The organism is Bradyrhizobium sp. USDA 3262, assembly GCF_054060035.1.
Map to the genome: position 1 here is coordinate 2,500,410 of NZ_JBSSCT010000001.1, position 23,235 is coordinate 2,523,644.

Annotated in this window: 24 protein-coding genes and 1 pseudogene; 13 read left to right on the forward strand and 12 right to left on the reverse strand. The window is 64.8% G+C overall.

The genetic code is table 11. The features are described from left to right. Positions 1-176 precede the first annotated feature (176 nt). A complete protein-coding gene (cycA, locus tag ACVWYP_RS11635; protein WP_018269764.1) occupies positions 177-569 on the reverse strand; it encodes a cytochrome c-550 CycA in 393 nt (130 codons plus the stop codon). A gap of 235 nt (positions 570-804) precedes the next feature. On the opposite strand from cycA, the gene ACVWYP_RS11640 reads away from it, so the two are divergent. Then, positions 805-2,298, forward strand: coding sequence for an FAD-linked oxidase C-terminal domain-containing protein (locus ACVWYP_RS11640; RefSeq protein ID WP_076827554.1), 1,494 nt, complete (start codon positions 805-807; stop codon positions 2,296-2,298). On the opposite strand, the gene ACVWYP_RS11645 is transcribed toward ACVWYP_RS11640, so the two are convergent. Beyond that, positions 2,295-2,708 (reverse strand): hypothetical protein, encoded by a 414-nt coding sequence (locus tag ACVWYP_RS11645; RefSeq protein ID WP_304498730.1) that lies wholly within the window; start codon positions 2,706-2,708, stop codon positions 2,295-2,297. The two genes, ACVWYP_RS11640 and ACVWYP_RS11645, sit on opposite strands and share 4 nt — an antisense overlap. Before the next feature lie 320 nt (positions 2,709-3,028). On the opposite strand from ACVWYP_RS11645, the gene ACVWYP_RS11650 reads away from it, so the two are divergent. Next, on the forward strand, positions 3,029-4,174 hold the full coding sequence (locus ACVWYP_RS11650; RefSeq protein ID WP_304498731.1) for an acyltransferase family protein: 1,146 nt from the start codon (positions 3,029-3,031) through the stop codon (positions 4,172-4,174). Between the two features lie 144 nt (positions 4,175-4,318). On the opposite strand, the gene ACVWYP_RS11655 is transcribed toward ACVWYP_RS11650, so the two are convergent. Continuing rightward, the gene (locus ACVWYP_RS11655) at positions 4,319-4,801 is read right to left on the reverse strand and encodes a putative quinol monooxygenase (RefSeq protein WP_304498732.1); all 483 of its coding nucleotides are present in this window, start codon (positions 4,799-4,801) and stop codon (positions 4,319-4,321) included. Between the two features lie 164 nt (positions 4,802-4,965). On the opposite strand from ACVWYP_RS11655, the gene ACVWYP_RS11660 reads away from it, so the two are divergent. From ACVWYP_RS11660 to ACVWYP_RS11675, 4 genes are all read left to right on the forward strand, one after another. Next, positions 4,966-5,682 carry an ArsR/SmtB family transcription factor gene (locus ACVWYP_RS11660; RefSeq protein ID WP_420888147.1) on the forward strand — a complete coding sequence of 239 codons (717 nt, stop codon included), beginning with the start codon at positions 4,966-4,968 and terminating at the stop codon, positions 5,680-5,682. 32 nt (positions 5,683-5,714) lie between these two features. Further along, entirely contained in the window at positions 5,715-6,950 is a 1,236-nt protein-coding gene (locus ACVWYP_RS11665) for an FAD-binding protein (RefSeq protein WP_304498733.1), read from the forward strand. Then, a complete protein-coding gene (gene glcF, locus ACVWYP_RS11670) occupies positions 6,947-8,263 on the forward strand; it encodes a glycolate oxidase subunit GlcF (protein ID WP_304498734.1) in 1,317 nt (438 codons plus the stop codon). The genes ACVWYP_RS11665 and glcF overlap by 4 nt, the downstream gene beginning before the upstream one ends. Before the next feature lie 214 nt (positions 8,264-8,477). Next, positions 8,478-8,888 carry a histone gene (locus ACVWYP_RS11675; protein WP_304498735.1) on the forward strand — a complete coding sequence of 137 codons (411 nt, stop codon included), beginning with the start codon at positions 8,478-8,480 and terminating at the stop codon, positions 8,886-8,888. A 99-nt stretch (positions 8,889-8,987) separates the two neighbouring features. Here the strand turns inward: ACVWYP_RS11675 and ACVWYP_RS11680 are convergent, their stop codons facing one another. Further along, a complete protein-coding gene (locus ACVWYP_RS11680; protein WP_456684106.1) occupies positions 8,988-9,221 on the reverse strand; it encodes a hypothetical protein in 234 nt (77 codons plus the stop codon). A gap of 163 nt (positions 9,222-9,384) precedes the next feature. On the opposite strand from ACVWYP_RS11680, the gene ACVWYP_RS11685 reads away from it, so the two are divergent. Beyond that, positions 9,385-10,380, forward strand: coding sequence for a TorF family putative porin (locus ACVWYP_RS11685; RefSeq protein WP_026192245.1), 996 nt, complete (start codon positions 9,385-9,387; stop codon positions 10,378-10,380). Between the two features lie 172 nt (positions 10,381-10,552). Here ACVWYP_RS11685 and ACVWYP_RS11690 read toward each other — a convergent pair whose 3' ends face one another. Next, a complete protein-coding gene (locus ACVWYP_RS11690; RefSeq protein ID WP_304498737.1) occupies positions 10,553-12,298 on the reverse strand; it encodes an ABC transporter ATP-binding protein/permease in 1,746 nt (581 codons plus the stop codon). A 311-nt stretch (positions 12,299-12,609) separates the two neighbouring features. Between ACVWYP_RS11690 and ACVWYP_RS11695 the strand changes: the two are divergent. Both ACVWYP_RS11695 and ACVWYP_RS11700 read left to right on the forward strand, forming a co-directional pair. Further along, positions 12,610-14,281, forward strand: a pseudogene (locus ACVWYP_RS11695) (L-lactate permease). 165 nt (positions 14,282-14,446) lie between these two features. Continuing rightward, entirely contained in the window at positions 14,447-14,854 is a 408-nt protein-coding gene (locus ACVWYP_RS11700) for an META domain-containing protein (protein ID WP_304498739.1), read from the forward strand. Positions 14,855-14,914: 60 nt separating this feature from the next. Here the strand turns inward: ACVWYP_RS11700 and ACVWYP_RS11705 are convergent, their stop codons facing one another. Beyond that, positions 14,915-15,592, reverse strand: a complete 678-nt coding sequence (locus tag ACVWYP_RS11705; protein ID WP_304498740.1) for a hypothetical protein — start codon at positions 15,590-15,592, stop codon at positions 14,915-14,917. A 205-nt stretch (positions 15,593-15,797) separates the two neighbouring features. Here ACVWYP_RS11705 and ACVWYP_RS11710 point away from each other — a divergent pair, with 205 nt between their 5' ends. Together ACVWYP_RS11710 and ACVWYP_RS11715 are read left to right on the forward strand one after the other, a co-directional pair. Next, complete coding sequence (locus ACVWYP_RS11710; protein WP_304498741.1) at positions 15,798-16,436, forward strand: bifunctional transcriptional activator/DNA repair enzyme AdaA; 639 nt, start codon at positions 15,798-15,800, stop codon at positions 16,434-16,436. Beyond that, positions 16,393-16,860, forward strand: a complete 468-nt coding sequence (locus ACVWYP_RS11715) for a PaaI family thioesterase (protein WP_304498742.1) — start codon at positions 16,393-16,395, stop codon at positions 16,858-16,860. Before ACVWYP_RS11710 ends, ACVWYP_RS11715 begins: the two co-directional genes overlap by 44 nt. 204 nt (positions 16,861-17,064) lie before the next feature. On the opposite strand, the gene ACVWYP_RS11720 is transcribed toward ACVWYP_RS11715, so the two are convergent. Then, positions 17,065-17,592 carry an ester cyclase gene (locus tag ACVWYP_RS11720; RefSeq protein WP_369525556.1) on the reverse strand — a complete coding sequence of 176 codons (528 nt, stop codon included), beginning with the start codon at positions 17,590-17,592 and terminating at the stop codon, positions 17,065-17,067. A 250-nt stretch (positions 17,593-17,842) separates the two neighbouring features. On the opposite strand from ACVWYP_RS11720, the gene ACVWYP_RS11725 reads away from it, so the two are divergent. Then, positions 17,843-18,040 (forward strand): hypothetical protein, encoded by a 198-nt coding sequence (locus ACVWYP_RS11725; RefSeq protein ID WP_304498743.1) that lies wholly within the window; start codon positions 17,843-17,845, stop codon positions 18,038-18,040. Between the two features lie 18 nt (positions 18,041-18,058). Here the strand turns inward: ACVWYP_RS11725 and ACVWYP_RS11730 are convergent, their stop codons facing one another. Both ACVWYP_RS11730 and ACVWYP_RS11735 read right to left on the reverse strand, forming a co-directional pair. Beyond that, the gene (locus ACVWYP_RS11730) at positions 18,059-19,258 is read right to left on the reverse strand and encodes a hypothetical protein (RefSeq protein WP_304498744.1); all 1,200 of its coding nucleotides are present in this window, start codon (positions 19,256-19,258) and stop codon (positions 18,059-18,061) included. A gap of 108 nt (positions 19,259-19,366) precedes the next feature. After that, the gene (locus tag ACVWYP_RS11735; RefSeq protein WP_304498745.1) at positions 19,367-19,843 is read right to left on the reverse strand and encodes a MarR family winged helix-turn-helix transcriptional regulator; all 477 of its coding nucleotides are present in this window, start codon (positions 19,841-19,843) and stop codon (positions 19,367-19,369) included. A gap of 98 nt (positions 19,844-19,941) precedes the next feature. On the opposite strand from ACVWYP_RS11735, the gene ACVWYP_RS11740 reads away from it, so the two are divergent. Then, entirely contained in the window at positions 19,942-20,310 is a 369-nt protein-coding gene (locus ACVWYP_RS11740) for an antibiotic biosynthesis monooxygenase family protein (RefSeq protein WP_304498746.1), read from the forward strand. Between the two features lie 181 nt (positions 20,311-20,491). Here ACVWYP_RS11740 and ACVWYP_RS11745 read toward each other — a convergent pair whose 3' ends face one another. The 3 genes from ACVWYP_RS11745 to ACVWYP_RS11755 form a co-directional block, all read right to left on the reverse strand. Continuing rightward, complete coding sequence (locus tag ACVWYP_RS11745) at positions 20,492-20,782, reverse strand: hypothetical protein (protein ID WP_304498747.1); 291 nt, start codon at positions 20,780-20,782, stop codon at positions 20,492-20,494. 90 nt (positions 20,783-20,872) lie between these two features. Then, positions 20,873-22,510, reverse strand: a complete 1,638-nt coding sequence (gene groL, locus ACVWYP_RS11750; RefSeq protein ID WP_304498748.1) for a chaperonin GroEL — start codon at positions 22,508-22,510, stop codon at positions 20,873-20,875. Between the two features lie 209 nt (positions 22,511-22,719). Continuing rightward, positions 22,720-23,016: a co-chaperone GroES gene (locus ACVWYP_RS11755; RefSeq protein WP_018269780.1), complete on the reverse strand. Its 297-nt coding sequence runs from the start codon at positions 23,014-23,016 to the stop codon at positions 22,720-22,722. Positions 23,017-23,235 lie beyond the last annotated feature (219 nt).

Consider the following 23,235-nt stretch of genomic DNA (forward strand, 5'->3'; position numbering starts at 1 on the left):
CCAGGCATGATCCGGAAGCGTGTGCCGCTTTTCCCTCGCGACAAACGCGGGACGCGTCCGCGCGGAGATCATGTTCAAATCAGAGAGCCAGACGGGATGGCGTTTCGAAGAAAAGCCATCCCTTCTAACGTCCGCCCCGGCATTGGCGCCGGGCGGACGGCGACCGATACCGCCGATTACTTCTGCTTGCCGTCCTTGTCGAACGACGAGACGTAGGCCCAGAGGTTGTTGGCCTCGTTCTCGTTCTTGATGCCGGCGAATGCCATCTTGGTGCCGGGGATCTTGGCCTTCGGATCCTTGATGTATTCGAGGAAGGTTTCCTTGTTCCAGGTGATTCCGGAATTCTTGTTGGCATCGGAATAATTGTAGTCCGGCGCGGAGCCGGAATGGCGGCCGTCGAGGCCGTTGAGCTCGGGGCCGACCTTGTTCTTGGCGCCTTCGCCGATTGCGTGGCAGGCGAGGCATTTATTGAACGAGGTCTTGCCGGCGGCGGCATCCTGCGCCAGCGCGGAGGATGCGGAAGCCAGCGATGTGACGACCGCCAGCGCGCTCAAGGTCTTTAGGTTCATGGGGTTCTCTTCGTTTCGTCCCGGGAGGTAGTGATCGTTTGTGGCATGTCCGGCTTGGACAGGACAAGCCACGAAACTTTGACAGGTTTCGAGGCCGCCCGCTTGTCCGAGAGAGAACTCGCCATTGCGGGGTGGGGCAATCCGACCTTCGGCCGGCCCACTGAAACAGGTGCAGACGTGATTGATTTGTCGTAACAAATCGGCGAAGGGCAAAAGCCCAGCCGAGGGAACAACGATGTCCATCATGATGCCGGCGGCCGACCAGGCCGTCCTCGCTCGCCGCGCCGAAATCGTGGCCGCCTTGCGCGCAATCGTCCCGGGCGAGGGCGTGATCGACAGTGCCGCCGAGATGCTGGCCTATGAATCCGACGGCCTGACCGCCTATCGGCAGCCGCCGATGGTCGTGGTGCTGCCCGATACCACCGAGCAGGTGTCGAAGGTCCTCAAATATTGCCAGGGCCAGGGCATCAAGGTGGTGCCGCGCGGCTCCGGCACCTCGCTGTCCGGCGGCGCGCTGCCGCTCGCCGACGGCGTGCTGCTCGGACTAGGCAAGTTCAAGCGGATTCGCGAGATCGACTTCGACAACCGCGTCGTTGTCACCGAGCCCGGCGTCACCAACCTCGCGATCAGCCAGGCGGTCGCCCACGCCGGCTTCTACTACGCGCCCGATCCGTCGTCGCAGATCGCTTGCTCGATCGGCGGCAATGTCGCGGAGAATTCCGGCGGCGTGCACTGCCTGAAATACGGCATGACCACCAACAACGTGCTCGGCTGCGAGATCGTGCTGATGTCGGGCGAGATCCTGCGCATCGGCGGCAAGTCGGCCGAGAATGCCGGCTATGACTTGATGGGAATCATCACCGGCTCGGAGGGGCTGCTCGGCGTCATCACCGAGATCACGGTGCGCATCCTGCAGAAGCCGGAGACGGCGCGTGCGCTGATGGTCGGCTTCGCCGAGGTCGAAGCGGCCGGCGAATGCGTCGCGCGGATCATCGGCGCCGGCATCATCCCCGGCGGCATGGAGATGATGGACAAGCCCGCGATCCACGCCGCGGAGGCGTTCGTCCATGCCGGTTATCCGCTCGACGTCGAGGCGCTGTTGATCATTGAGCTCGACGGCCCTCAGGTCGAGGTCGACGAGCTGATCAAGCGGGTCGAGGCGATCGCGCAAGGCTGCGGCTCGACCTCCTGCCAGATCTCGACCTCGGAGGCCGAGCGCAATCTGTTCTGGGCCGGCCGCAAGGCGGCGTTCCCCGCGGTCGGGCGGATCTCGCCGGACTACCTCTGCATGGACGGCACCATCCCGCGCGGCGCCTTGCCGAAGGCCCTGGCGCGGATCCGCGACCTCTCGGAGAAATACGGCCTCGGCGTCGCCAACGTGTTCCACGCCGGCGACGGCAATCTGCACCCCTTGATCCTCTACGATGCCAACAAGCCGGGCGAGATCGAGAAGGCGGAGGCGTTCGGCGCCGACATCCTGCGCTGCTGCGTCGAGCTCGGTGGCGTGCTCACCGGCGAGCACGGGGTCGGCATCGAGAAGCGCGACCTGATGCCGGACATGTTCACCGAGATCGACCTCAACCAGCAGCAGCGGCTGAAATGCGCCTTCGATGCCGAGGGCCTGCTCAACCCCGGCAAGGTGTTTCCGACCCTGCACCGCTGCGCCGAGCTCGGCCGTGTGCATGTCCACGCCGGCAAGCTGGCGTTCCCGGATATCCCGCGGTTCTAGTACCGTCTGAGCAGCCCCGACGCCGCGCCGGCATCGCCATAGCCGGCGCAGGCCGCTTCCGGGTCTCTGGTCAACGCCGCCCGGACTCGCTTGAAGGTCTTGCCCGCCGCTTCGGACACCTCGGGGCGGAATTTGCGCGGATCGTAGTCACTGCCGTCGTGAGCCTTGATGGCCGCGTCGAACGCATTGATCATGGCCATCGCGGCGTCGGGGCTGCCGAGGAGTCTGGCGCCCGTTTGAACGCCGCCGGCACCATTGGCCTCATAGCCGGTGCATCGTTGTTCGAGCACCGCGGCTGCGGTAGCGAGCTGGTCGAGGAACGTTGCCTCGGCGTCGGTGAGCAGAGCGGCGCGCGCCTGTCCTGGCGCGATCATCGCGAGCAGCGCGATGGCTATCGGTTTGATGTGCATCGTGATGGTTCTCCTGGCGGAGCCGCGTTCAAATCAACGGTTGCCGAATGACGATAACAAGCCCTGCTTCCACGGCATCAGGAGCCACGTCAGCTATTGGTCCCGAGGCCAACATGCGTGAGCGTGCGCCCAGAGCCACCAACGCGCGAGGGCCGGTCGATACAATTCGACGGATCGCCCTAGCCATTCGATAACCTTAACCAATGCTTGCCGCGGCGGCCGCCGTCGCGCGTCGCTGCAATTACAGCGCGGACCCATTTACACGGCCTTAGACTGTTGCTCGGTATTTTCCGCAGATGCATGTCTTCGGGAGCACATCGATGCCCAGCCTGGCCGATCAGCTGGCGCTTTCGCGCAATCGGCCCGCGGGCTTCGATTATATGCGGATCGCGCTGGCGGCGTCGATCATTGGCCTGCACAGCACGAACGTGACGCTCGGGCTCGGCCGCGCGCTGGAAATCCAGAGCACGCTGCGTATCGGCGTCGCGATGATCCTCGCGCTGTTCTTTGCCCTGAGCGGCTTCCTGGTGACCGCAAGCCTGCTCCGGTGCAAGAGCCTGATTTCCTTCCTCGGCCTGCGCGTGCTGCGGATCGGGCCGGCGCTCGCGGTCGAAACCACGCTATCGGCAATCATCATCGGTTCGGTCTTCACCGAGCTGCCGTTGGCCCAATATCTCGCCGATCCGAAATTCCACGCCTATTTTCTCAATATCGTCGGCGACATTCATTACGAGCTGCCGGGCGTATTCCTGCACAATCCGCTGCCGGATCTGGTGAACGCCCAGCTCTGGACCGTGCCGTATGAGCTGTGGTGCTACGTCATCCTGGCGCTGCTCGCCGTGCTCACGATTTGCTTCAACCGGGCGGCGTTCCTCGGGTTCATGGTGATCGCCCAGATCGGGCTCATCGTCTACGACATCTACCGCTGGGACGAGGTGCCGATCCAGCTTCGCCCGCACCTTCTGGTGTTCTGCTTCCTTGCCGGCGTCGGCTTCTACCTCTGGCGCGACAAGGTGCCGTTCAACCGCACTGTGTGCCTGCTGGCGCTGGTGCTGTGCGCCGCCGGCATGGCGACCGGCCGCGGCGACGCGCTGGCTCCCGTGCCGGCCGCCTATGTCGCGTGCTATCTCGGCCTGATGAACCCGCGGCGGAGCTGGATCGTCTCGTCAGGCGACTACTCCTACGGGCTCTATCTCTACGGCTTCGTCATCCAGCAATGCGTCGCCACGTTCGGCCCGCCGGTCCAGCATTGGTATCTAAACCTCCTGATCAGCCTGCCGCTCGCCTTCGGCGTCGCCGTCGCGTCCTGGTATCTCGTCGAGAAACACGCGCTTCGGCTCCGAACCCAGGTCGAGAGCCTCGAGGCCGCGGTGCTGTCGCGGATCTCGATCGTCGGCTTCTGGCGCAGGCCGCCCGAGCGGGCCGGCTTGCGCGCAACGCTCGGCAACAGCGGCGCGTCGATCTGACCCCGCGCCGGCGGGAAGGACGAGCTTCGGTTCTGATTGAATCAGAACCGAAGCTCTCGCTTCTCGTCTTGACGCGTTTTCTTCACGCGAACCGGGTCCACTTCGCTCGAAAACGCTCTACCATCCTCCCCGCCGCGCCTTTCTTCACAGCAGCGCGTATTGCGACCGCTCGCGCTTGGCGAGCAGCGGCAGCGCTTGCTCCGCGATGTAGGTCTTGAAAGCCGCGCTGTCCTGATGTGCCTTGAACGCGGCTTCGTCCTGGAACAATTCGTAGAACAGGAATTGCGCCGGATTGTCCTTGCCGCGGCCGATCAGGAACAGCTTGGTGCCGGGGTCCTTCTGCGCCTCGGGCAGGAAGCCGTCGAGGATTTCCGCAACCTTGTCGGCCTGTCCCTCCTTGGCTTCCCATTGCGCCACAACCAGAAGGCCAGCGGTGTTGATTGCATCGCTGATGGTTCTCGTGCTCATCGCATAGTGCTTCATTGGCAGTCCTCCGTTGCTGTGCTCCGATCGAGCTTGCGATCCGGCGAAGGGCGAGACGCCGGCGATCGCCATGATCGCGAACGAGCCGATGGCCGATCGCCGGGTGAGCATCATCGTCGTGGTCGAAACTTCCGAACGTTTCATGTTCGCCTCCAGATGATTCGCGCCAACCGTCCTGCCGGCCGAACCGCAATGCGAGAGATAGTCGATCGTTCGGCGAACCGAGTTCGGTGATGATCGAAATGTCGATGTCGTGAACATTTCGATCATGATCGAAGCGTTGCAGCGGCATGACATGCGACAAACAGATGACTTCGATCAATGCGGAGCCGGCCATGCAGACCATCGCACCAGAGCTTGCCGAACTCGCCGGGCTGATCGCCGATCCCGGCCGCGCCGGCATCCTGTCGCGGCTGATGGACGGACGCCCGCAGACTGCAAGCGAACTGGCGCTGGTCGCGGGCGTGACGCCCCAGACCGCGAGCTGGCACCTTTCGCGCATGGTCGAGCGGGCGCTGCTCAAGGTCGAGCGGCGTGGTCCGCGCCGCTTCTACCGGCTGGCCACCCCGCTGGTCGCGCAGATGCTCGAGGGCATGATGACGGTTGCCGCGATCGATCCGCACCCGTCCCGGCCACCGCCGCGCATCGATCCCGAGATGCGCCGGGCCCGGACCTGCTACGACCACCTTGCCGGCGAGCTCGGCGTCGCCGTCACCGATGCGATGCGGGACCGCGGCCACCTCAATCTGGACCAGGAGGCCGGCGAGCTGACCGCTTCCGGCCGTGCATTGCTCGGCGATCTCGGCATCGACCTGCATGCGCCGGCGCGGAGCCGGCGGATCTTGTGCCGGCCGTGTCTCGACTGGAGCGAGCGGCGTCCGCATCTGGCCGGGCGGGCAGGGGCCGCGGTTGCCGACCTTGCGCTGCAACGGGACTGGATCCGGCGCCGGCCGCAGGGCCGCTCCGTCGAAATCACCGACGCCGGACTCCTCGCATTCAGAAATTTGTTCGGCGCGCGCATTTGATTTCGGAGCCGAATTTGGTTACCGGCTAGGACGTGGATACGCTCAAGGTCAGAGACGCAAAAGACGTCGAAGAGGTGGTGCGCGCGGCGGTTGCCAGCGAGCAGCCACTTGAGGTCATTGGACATGGGTCGAAGCGCGCCATCGGCCATCCGATGGCGACCAATGCGCTGCTCGACGTCTCGGCGCTGAATGCGGTCACCTCGTACGAGCCGAATGAACTGATCATCAGTGTGCAGGCCGGCGCGCCGCTCGCCGACGTGCAATCCCTGATCGACGCCAAGAACCAGCAATTCGCCTTCGAGCCGATGGACACGTCTGTGCTGTTCGGCACCGCGGGCGCCGGCACGATCGGCGGCATGATCGGCGCCGGACTGGCCGGTCCCCGCCGCATCAAGGCCGGCGGTATCAGGGATCATCTGCTCGGCGCGCACGCGGTGTCCGGGTTCGGCGACAGCTTCAAGACCGGCGGGCGGGTGGTGAAGAACGTTACCGGCTACGACCTCTGCAAGCTGCTGACCGGCTCCTGGGGCACGCTCGCGGTCATGACCGAGGTGACGCTTAAGGTCATGCCGAAGCCGGAAGCCGAGCGGACGCTGGTGCTGCGCGGGCTCGACGACGCCACCGCCAACAAGGCGATGACGGCGGCGCTGGGCTCGCCCTTCGACGTCTCGGGCGCCGCGCATCTGCCGGGTTCGGCGTTGCGGTCCGGGGGCGGTGCGCTCGCCGGTCTCGCCTCCGGCCAGCCGGTCACGCTGGTGCGGCTCGAGGGGATTTCGGCGTCGGCGGCACACCGGGCGGCCTCGCTGAGCCAGACACTCTCGGCTTATGGCACGGTCGACAGCCTCGCCGACGATGCGTCGGCCGCAATCTGGAGCGCGCTGCGCGACGTGGCGCCGTTCGCGGCGAACGGCGCGCTCGGGGCCTGGCCGGTGTGGCGCATCGTTTGCCCGCCGGCCTCTGGCGGCGCGCTGGGCCAGGCGTTGTCGCGCGCCACCGGCGGCGACGTGATCTACGACTGGGGCGGCGGGCTGATCTGGGCCGCGGTGCCGCCGGGCGCCGACGCCCAGGCCACGCTGGTCCGCGGCCAGGTCGAGGCGATCGGCGGACACGCCACCCTGATCCGCGCCACCGAGGATGTACGCCGGGCGGTCGATGTGTTCCAGCCGCAGGCGGCCGGGCTTGCCGCGCTCGGTGAACGGGTTCGGGCGAGCTTCGATCCGAGGTCCGTCCTCAACCGCGGCCGGATGATGCGAGGCGGGGCTGCATGAAGACCGAGTTTTCCCTGGCGCAGCTCGCCGATCCCGACATCAAGGAAGCCGACAAGATCCTGCGCGCCTGCGTGCATTGCGGCTTCTGCACCGCGACCTGCCCGACCTACGTGCTGCTCGGCGACGAGCTCGATAGCCCCCGCGGCCGCATCTACCTGATTAAGGAGATGCTGGAGAAGAACAAGCCGCCGACGGCCGACGTGGTCAAGCATATCGACCGCTGCCTGTCGTGCCTCGCCTGCATGACCACCTGTCCTTCGGGCGTGAACTACATGCACCTCGTCGACCAGGCCCGGGTCCGGATCGAGCGGGATTACCAGAGACCGCTGACCGAGCGGCTGCTGCGCTCGGTGCTCGCCCTCGTGCTGCCGCGGCCGGGCCTGTTCCGGATCAGCATGATCGTGGCCGGGCTCGCCCGTCCGTTCGCCGCATTGCTGCCGACGCCATCGGTCGGTGCGTCGAGCCCGGGTCTGCTGCGGCGGATCAAGGCGATGCTGGCGCTCGCGCCACGCGGCCTGCCGCAGCCGGGGCCGGCTGCGGGAACCGTGTTTGCGCCGATCGGCCGGCGGCGCGGTCGGGTCGCGCTGCTGCAGGGCTGCGCCCAGCAGGTGCTGGCGCCACGCATCAATCAGGCCGCGATCAACGTCCTGACCCGGCACGGCGTCGAGGTGGTGCTGGTCAAGGACGAGCAATGCTGCGGCGCGTTGACCCATCACATGGGACTGGACGGCGACGCGCTGGCGCGAGCGCGGGCCAACATCACGGTGTGGCAAAGGGAAGCGGACCAGAACGGGCTCGACGCCATCCTGGTGACGACCTCGGGCTGTGGGACAGTTGTCAAAGACTACGGCTATCTTCTGCGCGAGGACAAAACATTCGCCGAGCCGGCCAAGCGAATCTCCGCGCTGGCAAAGGATATCACCGAGTATCTCTCGGCTCTCGAGCTCGCGCCTTCAACGCAGAAAGGCGACGTCACCGTCGCCTATCACTCCGCTTGTTCGTTGCAGCATGGACAGAAAATCACTCAACTTCCGAAAGAATTGCTTTCCAAGAATGGATTCGTGGTGAAAGATGTGCCCGAGAGCCATTTGTGTTGCGGTTCGGCGGGGACCTACAACATTCTCCAGCCCGACATTGCGAGCAGATTGCGCGATCGCAAGGTCGCCAATATTGCGCTTGTCAAACCGGACATGATCGCTGCGGGCAATATTGGCTGCATGGTTCAGATTGCCGGCGGTACGTCAGTTCCTGTGGTGCACACGATTGAGCTTCTCGATTGGGCGACAGGAGGTCCCCGGCCAGGATTGAATTGATCGACTGCCACTCGAGCATGATCCGGACCTCAGCCTTGCCCTGACGCAACGTGAAGGACCGGCGCTTCCTTGCCACAGACGCGAAGCGATCGCGCGGCCATCATGCCCGACAAGCGAAGTGGAGAGTGCCTCTCCTCGAGGTGCAGCCAACGTCCGGCAAGCGATCACTTCAATGCGCCCGGTGGACTCAGATAGCGGCAACAGGAGGACCACGATGGCGAAGTCGAAGAAGGCGAAGAAAAGCAAGAAGGCCAAAAAGGCCAAGAAGGTGGTAGCGGCGAAGAAGAGGTCCGCGAAGAAGTCGGCCAAGAAGGCTGCAAAGAAATCCGCCAGGAAGACTGCAAAGAAATCGGCGAAGAAGTCGGCCAAGAAGGCTGCAAAGAAAACGGCAAAGAAAGCTGCAAAGAAGGCTGCGCCGAAGAAGGCCGCCAAAAAAGCCGCCGCCAAGAAGAGCGCGCCGAAGAAGGCCGCTGCTCCGAAGAAGGCTGCCGCGCCGAAGCCGGCCGCCCCGGTCGCGGCACCCCCGGCGCCCGAGCCGCAGCCGGCTCCGAGCTGGGCCACACCGAGCCACGAACCGGCGCCGGGCTGGATTGCCGGGTCGGCCGACGGGGGCGAGCACCACTAGAGCGTTTTCGAGCGAAGTGGGCACCGGTTCGCGTGAAGAAAACGCGTCAAAACAAGAATCTAGAGCTTCGGTTCTGATTCAATCAGAACCGAAAATGCTCTAGGCCGCTGCCACATTGCCGAGGTTCAACTGATCGAAGCCGCGGCGCACCACGCTGCGGCTTCTTCCGTAGGTGCGGTGACGATCCGTGCTTTTGCGGGCACGGCGATTCGCGCCGATGCTCTCGCGCTGGGCCGACTGTTGCCGTTTCCCTCTCCAGATGATCCGTTCAACCGGTGCGGGAGCCGCAGTCTTGTGGTGCAAATGCAACACCCGCAAATCAACATGCGGCAAGATGGCTAGAACGCCTAAAAAGGCGGCACATGCATGTCTTTTTGGCTTCACGGTACCGTGCACGGGCCTCAGATTGATCCACGCGATTTAGTTGCAGTCCGTTAGCGCGCGCCCTGGGGGCCACCGGAGCTGGGCTGTCTGGAAAAGTTAGATGGGGATCGTCATGAAGAAACTGGCTTTGTTAGCAACGGCGCTAGCAATGATTTCGAGCTCGGCAATGGCAGCTGACATGGCGGTGAAGGCCGTCAAGGCGCCGCCGCCGGCTCCGTTCGACCCGTGGGACATCGCCTTTGGCGCTGGCATCATGAGCGACTACATCTTCCGCGGCGTCACCCAGTCCAACCACAATCCGTCGGTCACCGCCTATTTCGAGCCGCGCTACAACGTCAGCAAGGACCTGCAGCTCTACGTCGGTACGTCGACCGAAAGCATCTCCTTCGCCAACCGCGCCGCGGCTGAAGTCGACGTCTACGGCGGTATCCGCCCGACCTTCGGCGCCTTCGCCTTCGACATCGGTGTCTGGGGTTACCTGTATCCGGGTGGAACCTGCTACTACGGCGGCGGTGCCGTGGCCGACTTCGCGGGCAATCCGCTGAGCGCAGAATGCCAGGCGAACACTCTGACCAATTTCAACGTGATGAAGAAGGACGTCTCGTTCTTCGAAGTCTACGGCAAGGCGACCTGGACCATTAACGACAACTGGGCGTTCACCATCAACGAGTACTACTCGCCGAATTTCCTCAACACCGGCGCCTGGGGCAACTACTCGTCGATCATCGGCAAGTACACAGCGCCCAGCACCGTGTTCGGTTCCAGCGGCGTCGGCATGTATGTGTCGGGTGAGTTCGGCCGGCAGTGGCTCGGCACTTCGGACAGCTTCTACGGCGTTCCGGCCTTCCCGAACGGCATCAAGTATGCCGACTACAACACCTGGAACATCGGCATCGGCTTCACCTACAAGGTGTTCACGCTCGATCTGCGCTACTCCGACACCGACATGTCGAAGGGTGATTGCAGCGCCTTCACCAGCGACTTTACCGCGGGCGGCAATACCAACGTGACCCCGATCAATCCGGGCGGCACGGGCTCCAACTGGTGCGGCGCGGCCGGCATCGCCAAGCTCTCGGTCGACCTGACCGCGATGTCCAACTTGAAGTAATCTCTCCTTCCGGAGATCGAGGGGCGGCAGAGCAATCTGCCGCCCTTTTTGTTTTTGCGGATAGGTCTGATGGGCACTGGGCGGACAATGGCGAAAGGCGCTCGCGAGACCTGTGGGCTGCCCCCCAATGGGGTAAGCCACAAGCCGTGGCCGCGGCTGACCCGTAGTGCCGCTACGACGCGGCGACCTTGGCCGCGTCGCGCAAGGTGAAGCGGTCGCCGTCGCGGACCAGCGTGACATTGCGCTGATGGAAGGCGTCGAGCGTCGAACGGTGGCCGATCGAAACCACCGTGGTGCCGGGCAGCCTTTCGGCAATCAGCCTGTACAGCGCGGCTTCCGCCGGCTCGTCGAGCGAGGCTGTCGCCTCGTCCAGGAACAGGAATTGCGGCGCATGCAGCAGCGCCCTTGCGATGCCGAGCCGCTGCTGCTCGCCGAGCGACAGCATCCGGTTCCAATGCGCCTGTTCCTCGAGCCGCGCCGCAAGCTGCGGCAGTCCGACGGCGGTGAGGACCTCGCGGACCCGTCCGGCATCGAATTGCGTGGCCTCGCCCGGATAGACGACGGCGTCATGCAGCGAGCCGATCGGCAGATAGGGACGTTGCGGCAGCATCATCAGGCTGGCATTGGCCGGGATCTCGACCGCGCCATCGCCGAACGGCCAGATGCCAGCGATCGCGCGGAACAGCGTCGACTTGCCGGCGCCGGAGGGGCCAGTCATCAGCGTGCGCTCGCCCTTGCGGAAGTCGAACCGGTCCGCGTTCAGCAGCGGCGTTCCGTCGGGCAGCCGCAGCACCAGGTCCTGCAGGCTGACGGCGCCGCCGCCCGGCGTCGCCGTGAGATGAATTCGGTGGTCGCGCTTGGCAAGGTTCGATGCCGCCGCGATGCCTGCCTCGAAACCATCGAGCCGGTTCACCACGGCCTGCCACTCGGCCAGTTGACGATAGATGGTGACGAAGTACGAGAACGCGCCCTGGACGTTCGAAAACGCCGATGCGGTCTGCATCATGCCGCCGAGCTGGATCTTTTGCGCAAAGTAGGCCGGCGCCACCAGCACATAGGGGAAGATCACCGAGGCCTGATTATAGCTCGCCGTGAACGCCGTGATCTTCTTGGTTCGGTTCATCAGGGCGATCCAGTTCTCCACCACGCGCCCGAAGCGAACGCGCAGGCGCTCGCGCTCGGCCGGTTCGCCCTGCAGCAGCGCGATCTGCTCGGAGTTCTCCCGTACGCGCACCAGGTTGAAGCGGAAATCGGCTTCATATTGCTGCTGCTTGAAATCGATGCCGACCAGCGGCCAGCCGATCAGATGGGTCAGCACGGTGCCGAGCGCCGAATAGATCAGCGCGCACCAGACAAGGTAGCCAGGAACTGAATACTCCGTACCGAACAAATGCAGCGGTGCCTCATTGGAAAGGCCCCACAGCAGTGTGAGAAAGGACGCCAGCGTGACGACCGAGCTCAACAGGCCGAGGCCGAGCGTGAGCGTGCGATCGACGAACAGTTTGACGTCGTCGGTCATGCGCTGGTCGGGGTTGTCGGCGGCGTCGCCCTGCAGCTGCATCCGATAGTGATTGGCTTGGCGCAGCCAGTCACCGAGATAGTGCGTCGTCATCCATTGCCGCCAGCGGATCTGCAGCCATTGATTGAGGTAGAGCTGGTAGACCGCCAGCAGGATGAAGAAGGCGACCAGGACGGAGAAGTAGATGATCTCGCTGACGAAGGAGTCCCAATTGCGTTCCTGCAGCGCGTTGTAGAAGCGGTTGTTCCACTGCGTGAGCAGGACGTTGATGCCGACGATCGCGAGTTCGATCGCGATCACCGCGGCAAGCAACCCGCGGCCCGCCCATTTGTCCTCGGAGCTGAAATAAGGCGAGGCGATCCGCCACACGGTCGCGAGCGTCGAGCGAATGTTGTTCACAGATTATCGTCTCCGGGGAAGGGGCCGCAAAGGCCTGAAGAATCGGAACAATCCGGGTGATCCTCGACTAAAGTCGTAGGTCTGGCATGCAAGCGTTGGCTTGTCCCGGCAATCGAGTCAACCCTAGCATGAGGACAACGGCGAGGGGCGGGGGACCTTCGATTTTTCGCGAGGATGTGAGCGATCCTTACCGATCGTTCATTCGCGAGCCGGGGCTGCAGATTTTCCGACGGACTCCCGCAATCGCACCAGTCGCGCCTGCCCGCATGCAGGCCGGCGCGCTGCATAAAAAATGTGGGAAGGATCCCGAGATGAACACCTGGAATCAAATCTACAATCCGCTGGGCAACGCGGCGCTGTCGACGGTTGCGGCCGCCATTCCCGTGGTCACGCTGCTGGTCCTGATCGCCAGCGGCAAGGTGAAGGCGCACATTGCCGCCATCATCGCCGTGATCGTGACCAACCTGATCACGATCTTCGTCTTCACCATGCCGGCCAACATGTCGATCCGCGCCACCCTGCTCGGGGTGATCACCGGGTTCTTCCCGATCGGCTGGATCGTGCTCAACGTCATCTTCCTCTACCAGGTCACGGTGAGGTGCGGGAAGTTCGAGCTGCTCAAGCGCGCGGTCGGCGGCGTCACCGAGGACCGGCGGTTGCAGCTGCTGTTGATCGCGTTCTCGTTCGGCGCCTTCTTCGAGGGCGCCTCCGGGTTCGGCACGCCGGTCGCGATCACCGGCGCGGTGCTGATCGGGCTCGGCTTCTCGCCGCTCGCCGCGTTCCGGCCTGTCGCTGATCGCCAACACGGCACCCGTTGCCTACGGTGCGCTCGGCACGCCGATCCAGGGCCTCGCCTCGGTCACCGGGCTCGACCCCTACATCCTCGGCGCGATGGTCGGCCGGCAGCTGCCGCTGTTCTCGCTGATCGTGCCGTTCTGGGTGGTGTGGGCGTTTGCCGGCTGGCGCGGCATGAAGGAGGTGTGGCCGGCGATCCTGGTCACCGGCGTGTCGTTTGCGGTCCCGCAATTCGTGATCTCGAACTACATCAATCCCTGGATCGTCGACATCGGCGCCTCGCTGATTTCGATGGGCGCACTGATCCTGTTCCTGAAGGTCTGGCAGCCGCGGCAGCTGTGGCTGTCGCCGGCGCTGCGCGGCCGCGATGAATCGGCGGCGACGATGGCCGCCGCACCGCCGCTCGACAAGACGCCGCTGACCCAGAGCGAAATGTGGAGCGCGCTGCTGCCGTGGATCATCGTCTGCATCCTGATGCTGATCTGGGGCAACGGTGCCTTCAAGGCCTGGGCGAACGCCAACTTCGTCTGGAACTATCCGGTCCCCGAGCTCGACAAGCTGATCTTCAAGGTGCCGCCGGTGGCTGCCAAGCCGACTGCGGAAGGCGCCGTGTTCGGCTTCACCTATCTGTCGTTCACCGGCACCGGCATGCTGATTGCCGCGATCATCTCGGGTCTGTTGATGGGCTTCTCGCCGCTCAAGCTGATCGCCGAGTATGGCCGCACCATCCGCCTCTGCGCGATCTCGCTGATCACGATCTCGGCGATGCTGGCGATCGGCACGCTGACCCGCTTGTCCGGCGTCGACGCCACGCTCGGCCTCGCCTTCGCGGCGACCGGCGTGCTCTATCCCTTCTTCGGCACCTTGCTCGGCTGGCTGGGCGTGGCGCTGACCGGATCGGATACCGCATCGAACGTGCTGTTCGGCAATCTGCAGAAGATCACATCCGAGCAGCTCGGCCTGTCGCCGATTCTGATGGCGGCGGCGAACTCGTCGGGCGGCGTGATGGGCAAGATGATCGACGCGCAATCGATCGTGGTCGCCTCGACCGCGACCAACTGGTACGGCCACGAGGGCTCGATCCTGCGCTACGTGTTCCTGCACTCGATCGTGCTGGCGTGTCTGGTCGGCCTGTTCGTGACCCTGCAGGCCTATGTCTATCCGTTCACGATGCTGGTGCTGAAATAGCGCCACAACGCGTCCGTCGAACCAGGGATCCCCGCGAGCGGACGGCTTGCGGGGATTTGCTTTTCAAGCCCATTTTCCGGCGTTGCCAATCTGGCCAATCGCGTTCTGCTCCCATAGAAGGAGCCCGCAGTTGCGCGTCGCATTTCGAGGATTGGCAGGATTTCGATGAGGCGAAGTTTGAACGGCGGCATCGCCGCGTTGGCGCTGGTTGCCGCGGCTCTCGGCGCGGGTCCGGCGCGGGCTCAGGACGAGTTCCCGTTCGGCTTCGTGATGACGCTCGATGCCGCGCGCATGCCGGGCTCCAAGCGGATCCCCTCGATCGAGGTCGGCGACAATGGCGAGGTGATTCTCGAGCTGTGGTGCGACGGCGGCAAGGGCCAGTTTTCGGTGGCTGGCAGCACCATCGTCTTCGTTCCCGGCGCGATGGAGAACCGCAACTGCACGCCGGCGCGGGCGCAGGCCGACAAGGATCTGCTGGCTGCGCTCGGCGACATGACGGGCTGGCGGCGGCACGGTGACGAAGTAACCTTCACCGGCAGCAAGTCGTTGCGTTTCGTGATCAACAGCAACTAAAGCGCTTTCGAGCGAAGCGGACGCCGGTTCGCGTCAAGAAAACGCGTCAAGGCAAAACGCTCAGGGCGTTGCGATCAGTCCGCTTGCGGTGGCGACGATCCAGCGGTTGCCCCAGCGCACGATGGAATCGATCCGTCCGAGGCCGGGGACGACATCGCCGCGCGCGGCCATCTTGACGCCCTCGGGCCCCTCGAGCACGGCGGTACCGTCGCGGACTTCGACCACCGACCATCCCGGGATGGTGCTCGGCCGCGTTTCCGGCGCCGCCGCCTGCGGCTGCTTCGGCCCCAATGCGGCGGCTTGTGCATTCAAGGTCGTCGGCGCGGCGCCCAAGGCGAGCGGGCGCGGGCCGGCCGGCGTGGTCCTCGGAATGCTGCCGGTGACGACGGGGTCGGCGTTGGACGCGGCCCGGCGCGGGCCCTCGTTCTTTCGGCTCGGCGCCACCTCCGCAATGTGCGGGGCCGGCGCCTCCTTCTGGGCCATCGGGACCTGGGCGGGAGCTGCGAGGTCGTGCCAGTTGGCTCCGCCGGTCCATCCCAAGACGAAGCTTGCGGCGAGCGCGGTGGCTGCCAAGAGCGCGGTGCCGATGCGGTCGGCAAACGGCTCCCGCAGCAGCAGGGCGGCGTCGTGATTCTCGCCGGTGACATCCCAGAGGTCCGCCGTCTGTGCCGGCGAATGCCCTTCCGTCACATCTGTTGGCCAGATGCTCGCAGCGCTGATCGGCTCGCGGTCTTGCATGGCGTGACCTGTGTTCGATGGCGCGAAGCATGATCCTCGAAACTAAATCGAGCCTTAATTTTCGGTGACCGAACTGCGGCAGCACGAAGTCTTTTGGTCGCAGGCCCGTAGATGCACGGGTTTCTTCTGCCTGCAGCGGTCGACTCCGGACGTCGTCTCCGCAAAGTGGGTCGTCGCGGCGCGCGGGCGGGGCTATAGCGGTCGCATGCTCGATTTCGCCGCACAATATGCAGCCTTTCAACGCCGCGATCCGGCGTGGGACGGCATCGTGTTCGTCGCGGTCAAGACCACCGGCGTGTATTGCCGCCCGGTCTGCCGGGCGCGCACGCCGCTCGCGAGCAATGTGCGGTTCTATGGCAGCGCCGCGTCGGCCGAGCGCGCCGGCTTCCGGCCCTGCCTGCGCTGCCGTCCCGAGGCGGCGCCCTTCTGCCCGGCATGGAAGGGCACCAGGACCACCGTTGAGCGCGCCTTGGCGCTGATCGAGGCGGGCGCGCTCGACCGCGGCAATGTCGAGGCGCTGGCGGGGCGGCTTGGCGTCGGCGCGCGGCATCTGTCGCGGCTGTTCGCCGAGCATCTCGATGCCTCGCCGCTCCAGGTCGCGCTGTCACTGCGCGTGCAGCGCGCCAAGCGCCTGATCGACGGCAGCGAGCTGCCGCTTGCGTTGGTGGCGCAGCGCGCCGGCTTCTCGAGCGCGCGGCGCATGAATGCCGCATTCGCAAAACTCTACGGCCGCTCCGCCGCGTCGCTGCGGCGCAAGCGGCCAGCCGTCACGATGCAACGAACCCCGATGGAGATCGGCAATGGCCAAGAGTTACGGCACCGTCAGTGCGGAACAGAAACTTGAGATGAGCGGCCTCGCATTCGTTCAGGGCCTCGCCAGCGGCGCGTTGCCGCTCAACACCATCGCGCGGACACTCGGTTATGACGTCGCCGAGGCCGAGCGCGGCCGCGTCGTCGTCACACTGGTGCCGACCGACGCGCATCTCAATCCGGCGGGCACCGTGCATGGCGGCCTCACCGCGACGCTGCTCGACAGCTGCATGGGGCTTGCGGTGCAGTCGACGCTCGATGCCGGCACCAGCCAGACCACGCTGGAGTTCAAGATCTCGCTGGTGCGTCCGATCACGCCTGACACCGGTCCGATCAGAGCCGAGGGCCAGGTGCTCAATTGCGGCCGTCGCATCGGCACCGCCGAAGGCAGGGTCACCGACGAGCAGGGCCGGCTGCTCGCCCACGGCACGACGACGTGCCTGATCTTCCCGTCTTGACGCAAATTGCGGCCGCGAGACCGCGCCGGCACTGCATCGGAAGATGCGATGCCGGCGCAGCAATATTTTTATGCCTCCAACAAGCCTGCGGCTTAGAGACCTTCAAGTTCACCGCACCGATCGATTGCATTACCCGAACACGCATCAAGCGCGTTCGGGTAGTGATGATGCGATTGTCGATGGAGCCATGCACTCCGGCCGTGTTCAGCGTGGCCCCTCCGGATATCCCGGCATGTTGTTCCAGCCGGCGGGCAGTTCGCCGCCCGGCCGCGACGCGGCGCCGTCGTGTTCGGGCAGGCGGATGAGGCCGAGCTGAAGCATGGCGGTGATCGCATCTTCCTGTCCGAGCTCCTCGGCGATCCGTCCGTCCTGCACGCGCAGCACGGTGGTGCCGGCGAACGTCATCTTGCGGCCCGAGGCTGCCGGCAGCGAACCGAGCCGGAAGTCGCTGAAGGCAGGTCCGGTGTGGGTGCCGCCGCCTTCCCAGCGGCCGACGACGAGGTCGCCTTCCGCAATGAGATCGCCGACGCCCCAGAAATTGAGATCCGGAAACGCTTCGCGAAATTCGGTCATGAACTTCATGACCGCGGCGCGGCCGCGCTTCGGCTCGTGCATCGGGTAGTGCACGACAATGTCTGCTGTGGCGAGCTCGTTGATGATGCGCGGATTCCAGGGATTGCCCCAGAACTCCTTGAACCACCGGCCGACGACGTTCTTGTTTTCCTCTGACATCTCTTCGTCTCCATTTGCGCGTTGCCGGTATCGCGGCCGGCGTTCTGTCGATGCGCGCAGTGAACATTTGGAGGCGTGTGTCGTGCCACCCGATTTCAGATCGGGGGCTCGGTCGGCGTGCAAGCGAGATTCCGCTGTGTCGATATGGCGCTTAGCACCGCTTCTCGATCGTCGTCGCGGAATCGGGAAGCGGGTGGTTCGCGGAAAGCGAACGCGAGACCATCTTCGCGATCACACACAGGAGAACATCATGCGCAACTTCGATGCGATCGCTGCGCTGCGCGGCGACGGACTTCGTCCCGAGCTGCGGGCGCTGCTCGATCGCGCTGCGATCGAGCCCCGTTCTGAATTGTTCGTCAGAAGCGACGGGATGCTTCAGTCCGGTCCGGACGCCACCCCGAAGGCGGTGCGCGACAACGTCGTGCCGCTGAAGACGCGGGCGGCCTGAATCAGGAGAGCGGCGGCCTTACCGCCACACCGACTTGTCGGCGTCCCAGCGCTGGCCCTTGAACTCCTTGAGCAGCGCGTCGATCGCGCCGTTGTCGTCCCTGGTCTCGCTGCCTTCCTCGTCGTTGCTGGAATCATCGGACAGATTCAGCCTGGCGCCGGCGCTGTCATCCGATGTCGAGACGGTGGGGCTCGAGACCCACAGTATCAGCCGGTCAGAACTTCCGGGCTTGTCGGGCGAGACCAGGGCAGTGACCTCGTAATTCTGGGTGAGGCCGAGTGCCGGGTAGATCGTGCTGGGCCGCTTCAGCACCAGCTTGAGCTTGCCGGTGTTCGCGTTCCACGTCGCCGAGGCGGGCTTTGCGGCAAGCGTCTTCGCCAGCACGCCCGCGATCGCGGTTGCCAGCTTGTCCTTGTTGATCTTGTCGCCTTCGCGCCAATCGGCTGCAGCAAAGCGGATGGTGCGGTCCATCTCGACGACGCCGCTGGTCCAGCCGGCCGCGGTCACGCCGGGCGCCGATTTTGCCTTGGCGAGCAGCGCGCCGGCGTGCTCGGGATCGACGGTGAGGTTGATGGTCTGCTCGCCGGAGCGCATCGCATCGCAGGTCACCGCGAGGCTGGAGGTGCCGATCTCGACGGCCTCGCCCTTCAGGCTCTTGAGGAAATCCGCCGCCGCGTCGAGCTTCACCCGCACACCGATCGATTCCGGCGAAACGTCGGTGAAATCCTTCGGCTGCGGCGTGATGCCGTCCTCGGTGGCCTGGTTGTCCTGGAATTCCTTCTCGCTGAGATCGGAATTGTCCGTCGAGGCGACCTCGGTCACCGTCTGGCCGATCGTGATCTGGCCGCGGAACTCAAAACCGTCGCCGCTCTGCTTGCGGTTCAGCTTGATGGTGACCGGTTGCTTGTCGGCGACGCTCTGGGTGGTGCCGGAAAGCGTCTGGCCGCTGACGGTCAGGTTGGCGACGAAGCGATCCTTGCGGTCGGAGCTCTTGTCGGCGGGATAGCAGACGTCGAGCACGGCCGCGGTCACGGTCTTGCCCTGGCGGGTTTCCTTCAGGACGACGTCGGCATTGCCGTCCATCAGGCCGTCGATCGAGGTGAAATAGCGCGTCTCGGGGCCACTGGCGGGCGCCGCCTTCGATTGCAGCTTCATCTGGGCGAGAGCAGGCGCCGAGGCGACGGCAAGACCGAGCAGCAGGAGCGGGAGCGCGCGCATACGATAAGTCCTCGAAGGGCAGAATCGGTTCCGTCGTAACTAGCAAACCTCCATGTCATTGGCCAAAAAAGAAGGCCGCCTAACGGCGGCCTCGCGCCGCGATCGCGGTCATGTGCGTTCGTCAGGTTCCTGGCCGTTCTCCAGCCGGCCGCGCAGCACCGTCACGACGCGGCCCACGGTCTCGAGGTCCTTCATCGACAGCCCGTCGGCGAGGCCGTTCACCCAGGGCAGCTGCAGGCGCATCGCCGCGTCGAAGCTTTGCCGCCCCTTGGCGGTCAGCACGATGAGCTGGGCGCGGCGGTGATGCGGGTTGGTTTCGAAGGCAACGAGCCCGTCCCGCTCGAGATCGTTGACGATCCGCTGCACGTTCTGTCTGGCAGCGCCGAGGTCGCGCGCCAGCCATGCGACCGGTTGCGGGCGCTCGGCGGCGACGATGGCACCGAGGATCTGCCAGCGTGCACTGGTCAGTCCGAGCCCGGCCACCAGCCGGTCGCCTGATGTGAACAGCAGGCTGTTGAGCCTGAACAGGTCGGGAATCAGGGTGCTCAGGGCTTCGCCCGCCGGCGTTCGTTTTGCATTCGGCATTTGTCACCATATAAACGTATTGACATCATAGTGTCAACTTCTATATGTATCCATCATGACGGAATGACATCATAACACCATATAGAACGGAGCCAACCATGCCGCAGATGCGCCCCCTGGACCCCGCTTTCCCGATCGACCGCCAGCTCGCGGTCGATGCCACCAATGTGGTGCTCATCAACCTCTTCACGCTCGATGCGGCCGACGAGGACACCTTTCTCAAGGCCTGGCAGGACGACGCCGCCATCATGAAGCGGCAGCCGGGTTTCATCTCGACCCAGCTGCACCGCGCGATCGGCGAGAGCCCGGCCTATCTGAACTACGCCGTCTGGGAATCCACCGCCGCCTTCCGCGCCGCGTTCATGAACCCGGAGTTCAGGGCCAAGCTCTCGGCCTATCCGGCCTCGGCGGTGGCCTCGCCGCATCTGTTCCAGAAGGTGGCGATCCCGGGCGTGTGCGTTGCTTGAAGCGCGACAGATACCGTGCGCTGCTCCATCCACGTCATTGCGAGCGAAGCGGAGCAATCCATGGCGCCGCAAGCGGAGAAGCGGATTGCTTCGTCGCTATCGCTCCTCGCAATGACGGCGTGCCAAGCATCAGAGCTTCGTCGGGGCAGGCGAAAGCGAACATTGGAGACGCGTCAAACGCTCAGCTGTGCACGAGCATGCCAACCCCGAGCGTGGCCGCAGCGGCGAGAAACGATATGTCCAGAAATCGCAGCGGCGCTTTTGGACGATGACCGGCAGAACCGGAAATGACGTAATAGAGCCCATAGCCCGCGCCGAGAACGACGAACGTCAGCGTTTGCTTGAGCCAGAACGTCAAGACGACCGCAAGATCATCGATGCTGTCCAGGGCATAGGCGCCGACAGCGAGCAACGTGCCGATCGCGTAGAACAGCACGAGCGTTGACGTCAGTGATTTGGCGTCGCGGGACATGCGATGATCCTTGCATCCCGATCGTAATCAAACTGCAAAAAAGAAGGCCGCCCGGAGGCGGCCTTCGAACTCGATAGGGATGTGGGAGGCTTAGAAGCCGCCCATGCCACCCATGCCGCCGCCGCCCGGCATTGCCGGCGCCGCGTCCTTCGGCAGTTCGGCGACCATGGCTTCCGTGGTCACGAGCAGGCCGGCCACGGAGGAGGCGTCCTGCAAGGCGGTGCGCACCACCTTGGCGGGGTCGATGATGCCCTTGTCGACCATGTCGACATAGTCCTCGGTCTGGGCGTCGAAGCCGAAGGTCTCCGACTTGTTCTCGAGGATCTTGCCGACCACGATCGAGCCCTCGACACCGGCGTTCTCCGAGATCTGGCGGACCGGAGCTTCGAGCGCCTTGAGCACGATGTTGATGCCGGCCTGGACGTCGGCATTCGGGTTGGTGAGCCGGCCGACCGCCTTCTTGGCGCGCAGCAGCGCGACGCCGCCGCCCGGCACGATGCCTTCCTGCACCGCGGCGCGGGTCGCGTTCAGCGCGTCCTCGACACGGTCCTTCTTCTCCTTGACCTCGACCTCGGTCGCGCCGCCGACCTTGATGACGGCAACGCCGCCGGCGAGCTTGGCGAGGCGCTCCTGCAGCTTCTCACGGTCGTAGTCCGAGGTGGTCTCCTCGATCTGCGCCTTGATCTGGCCGACGCGGGCGTCGATGTCCTTCTTCTTGCCGGCGCCCTTGACGATCGTGGTGTTCTCCTTGTCGATCACGATCTTGCCGGCGCGGCCGAGCATGTTGATCGTGACGCTTTCGAGCTTCATGCCGAGGTCGTCGGAGATCAGCTGACCGCCGGTCAGGATCGCGATGTCCTCCAGCATCGCCTTGCGGCGATCGCCGAAGCCCGGCGCCTTGACGGCGGCGACCTTGAGCCCGCCGCGCAGGCGGTTGACGACCAGGGTCGCCAGCGCCTCGCCCTCGACGTCCTCGGCGAGGATCAGTAGCGGACGGCCGGACTGCACCACGGCTTCCAGCACCGGCAGCATGGACTGCAGGCCGGACAGCTTCTTCTCGTGCAGCAGGATGTAGGCATCCTCGAGCTCGGCGGTCATCTTCTCGGCGTTGGTGATGAAGTAGGGGCTGAGGTAGCCGCGGTCGAACTTCATGCCCTCGACGATGTCGACCTCGGTCTCGAGCGACTTGTTCTCCTCGACGGTGATCACACCCTCGTTGCCGACCTTCTGCATCGCCTGCGCGATCATCTTGCCGATCGCGGCATCGCCATTGGCCGAGATGGTGCCGACCTGGGCGACTTCGGACGAGGAGGCGACCGGCTTGGCGCGCTTCTCGATGTCCTTGATCACGGCCGCGACCGCGGTGTCGATGCCGCGCTTCAGGTCCATCGGGTTCATGCCGGCGGCGACCGACTTGGCGCCCTCGCGCACGATGGCCTGCGCCAGCACGGTCGCGGTGGTGGTGCCGTCACCGGCGGTGTCGTTGGTTTTGGAAGCGACCTCGCGCAGCATCTGCGCACCCATGTTCTCGAACTTGTCGTCGAGCTCGATCTCCTTGGCGACGGTGACGCCGTCCTTGGTGATGCGGGGAGCGCCGAAGCTCTTCTCGATGACGACGTTGCGGCCCTTCGGGCCGAGCGTCACCTTCACGGCGTTGGCGAGCACGTCGACACCGCGCAGCATGCGGTCGCGGGCCTCTCCGGCGAATTTTACGTCCTTGGCAGCCATTGATTTGAACTCCTGGAATGTCTGTGGATTGCTTGTCGCTCGTTTTTCTCGTCATTGCCGGGCGAAAGCACGAAGTGCGTCTTCGTGCCAGATGACCCGGCAATCCATCGCTTCAGAAGATTGATGGATGCCCGGGTTATCTAGCGCGAAGACGCGCTTCTGCCCGGGCATGACAGCGGAGGGCGCGGCGGCCCTCGGAGTCCAAGGCGTTACGCCAGCACGCCCATGATGTCGGACTCCTTCATGATCAGGAGTTCCTGGTTGTCGAGCTTGACCTCGGTGCCCGACCATTTACCGAACAGTACGCGGTCGCCGACCTTGAGGTCGATCGGGATCAGCTTGCCGGCCTCGTCGCGGCCACCCGGGCCGACGGCGACGATCTCGCCCTGGGACGGCTTCTCCTTGGCCGAGTCGGGAATGATGATGCCGCCCTTGGACTTCTCCTCGGCATCGATACGCTTGACCACGACGCGGTCGTGCAGGGGGCGGAAGGTGGATTTAGCCATGACGTTCCCTCTTGGAGGCTCGGTTTCAGGTCCGGTTCATCGGGACCGGCGTTGGATGCCGGCCGGTCGGCGCTGGGCAGGACGCCCGGCGCTCTTAGCAATCGTGGTGCGAGAGTGCTAATTGTGGGCCGGGAAATATGGCTTGGCGCAGTTTCTGTCAAGCAAACGGGTTAAGGCCTTGGTGAGGCCAATATAGGATGGTGGACCAGAAACCAAATC